This is a genomic window from Shigella sp. FC1967, assembly GCF_001743005.1.
GTDB lineage: Bacteria > Pseudomonadota > Gammaproteobacteria > Enterobacterales > Enterobacteriaceae > Proteus.
This window is the reverse complement of record NZ_MIIZ01001097.1, coordinates 1-892: the sequence shown is the minus strand read 5'-3', so window position 1 is coordinate 892 and position 892 is coordinate 1. Positions and strand designations below refer to the sequence as shown.

1 protein-coding gene is annotated in these 892 nt (G+C 52.6%); it reads right to left on the bottom strand.

Annotated features, from left to right (window positions below):
- Positions 1-14: 14 nt before the first annotated feature.
- A partial coding sequence (bet, locus tag BHE89_RS18750) for a phage recombination protein Bet (RefSeq protein ID WP_128860722.1) occupies positions 15-892 on the bottom strand: 878 nt, incomplete at its 5' end.

Below are 892 nucleotides of genomic sequence, written 5' to 3'. Positions count from 1 at the left end.
CCCCCCCGTTGGGGTTAGTAGTAACTGCCTTCCGCGCCCTCCTCTTCCATAACAGGGATCATGTCCTCGTCACTCAAAGGCGGCATTTCTTCGGCACCAAGTTCGGCATTTGCAGAACCACCAGCGGCGGACTCTTGCTCGTGCGATTCCTGGTAGTCAGGTTTCGGAGGCTCCATTTGATCCATCTCCTTCTCACGAAGGAATTGAGTCGCATATTGCAGTTCCGAACCCTCATACCGGCCCTTCACATACTCATGAGCCGCAGACCATGCTTTTTCAGCAATAGCGCGATTTGCGAGTTTGGTCAGGATCGGGTCAAGCTCTTTGTGCTCAATAGCCAAAGGCTCTTGGCTATGAACTTGAGACGGTGAAGGGAGATTGGCAATAGCCGGGTTAATGGCCGATGCCTGCTCCATTTCACGGATGCGTTCAGCTTCATCCTGGTCGTAAATACCAGAGAAACCAAATGCGACACGAGAACACTGGATCAGTGACTTGTGCCGGAGTTGACGCTTGGTGTGCGTTTGCCAGGGGCCATCAACAGTGTAAGCACCATTGCGGCCTTGACCCTGAAACGGTTCACGGTACACCTCATCAATGAACTCCTTGATGCGGATAGGGCGAGATCTGTCCTTACGGTAAATCACGCATTCAATCCACTCAGGGCATTCAACTTTCGCCCCCTGCATTCTGACCATCTTGTCCGAATACACGAACTCGACGCCATCATACTGGGGATGCTCGTTGATGATGCGGCTCCAACCGTCAACACCTACTACCGGAATGATCCCATTTTGCTTGTCAGGAAACGCATAGATTTCCCGAGTGAAAGGGTTCAAACCGTACTGTTCGGCCACGATCAGGAGCGTCATCATCTGCTCATCGGTCGGGG